General features: G+C 68.2%; 1 protein-coding gene. It reads left to right on the top strand.

The features are described 5' to 3' along the window. Positions 1–374: 374 nt before the first annotated feature. Positions 375–1,950: methyl-accepting chemotaxis protein (locus AC1VAN_RS20255; protein WP_480986577.1), on the top strand; the 1,576-nt coding region annotated here is incomplete at its 3' end.

Raw genomic sequence — 1,950 nt, 5'->3', positions numbered from 1 at the left:
ACCATCACCTGCACATGGAACACCCGGCGCGTATTGCCGCCGTCATCGATGCGTTCCTGAGCGAAAACGCCAACGCACGCTGACCATCGTCGGCCGCGCGCACTTCACTCTGCGCCAGTGCGGCCGATAGAACGGTAGTGGGCCCCTGCGTCCACAGCACGCAGGCCCTTTGTGCCTGCGGCTCGTTCCTGGTTCTGCAAGGAAGACCGCATGTCCCGTCTGCTGCACCGTCATCCACAGGATGTGGTCACGGTGTCCGTCCTCCGCGTCGCTGCCTGCGCCGCATTCCCCGAATTCCCCGACCGTGCCGTCGTTGCGCTCATCCGCGCAGGGCGTTGCAGGGTCGCTGCCGTCCGTTGATCCAGGAGTTGCCGATGTCCATTGCGTCCTCCCGCCCGCCCGACCAGGGCCGTGTCCCTTATCTGCAACAGCTGGCACAGCGGGGCGATCGTCGCCTGCTGCTGGGCAGCGTGGTATTCGCAGCGATCGGCCTTGTGCTTGCCGTGCGCGGCACGTCGCTGCCCGCTGCGAGCGCCGTTGCCGCCGCGGTACTGCCAGCCGCCTGGCTGGGCTGGCGCCAGGCCGGCCATGCGCTCGCGCGCAACGGCCTGGCCGTATTGCTTTCACTGCAGTTGAGCCTGCTCTGTCATATCAGCGGATTGAATGCCGCATTGCCCATCGCGCTGCTGCTGGGCGTGCTGCTCATCCAGCGTGACCGCATGCCGTTGTGGCTGGCCGGCGCCGTGGGTGTCAGTGCGTTGCTGGCGCCGTTGCTTGATGGGGCGGCCGTCCTGCCGCCGCTGTTGAATGCCATGGCCCTGGCGGTGCTGACGCTGGTGCTGGGCCAGACCGCCGCGCGCCTGCGCCAACAGAGCGAAGCGCTGGGTCACGGACCGCACCGCCTGGCGGCATTGGCACGCGACATTGCCACGGGCGCCGACCTCGGCGCACACAGCGATGCACGCAACTACGCACCCGGTTCACTGGCCCACGCGCTGGCCGATACCGCACGCCATGTGCAGGCGCAGCGCGGCCGCGAGGCCGAAGCACATGCCGAGAACGCGCAGATCCGCCAGGCACTGGATGCCTCGCGCACGGCGATGATGATCGCCGACAACGATCACGTCATCCGCTACGTCAACCGCTCGGTGGTGGCGCTGCTGCGCAACCAGCAGGCCACGCTGCGCCAGGCCTTCCCCGATTTCGACGCCGAGCGGCTGGTCGGCAGCAGCATCCATCGCTTCCATGCCAACCCTGACCGCATCCGCGGCATCCTCAATGGGCTGCAGGCGACACACAACGGCAAGGTGCGGATCGGGCCGGTGCACTTCGCTCAGGTCGTCACCCCGGTGTTCGACGCACAGGGCGCGCGCCTGGGTTTTGCGGTGGAATGGCATGACCGTACCCATGAACTGACGCTGGAGAATGCCGTCGCCGGGATTGTCGATGCCGCCGCGCAGGGTGATCTGGAACAGCGCCTGCAAGCCAGCGAAGGCGCCAGCTTCCTCGACGGCCTGACCGGGGGCATCAACCAGCTGCTGGACACACTGGGCAGCACGGTCGACGAAGTGCGGCAGATGCTTTCGGCGATGGCCAACGGCGATCTCGACCGTCGCATGCAGGGCGAGTACCACGGCGCGTTCGCCGCCATCCAGCGCGATGCCAACGCCACCGCCGGCCAGCTGGCGCGCATGGTGGGCCACATCCAGCACTGCGCCACCACCATCAGCACGGCCGCCAGCGAAATCGCCGCCGGCAACGGCGCGCTGTCCGAGCGCAGCGAGCGACAGGCCGCTCATCTACAGGAAACGGCCGCCTCGATGGAGGAGCTGACCGCCACCGTGCGCCAGAACGCAGCGCATGCGCGCCAGGCCAGCGAGCTGGCCGCCTCCACCCAGGGCGCAGCAAGTGATGGCAACCACGCCATGCAGCGGGTGGTCGACACCATGC

It is taken from the genome of Stenotrophomonas sp. 05L44_2, assembly GCF_056665995.1.
This window is presented reverse-complemented; position numbering and strand designations above follow the sequence as displayed.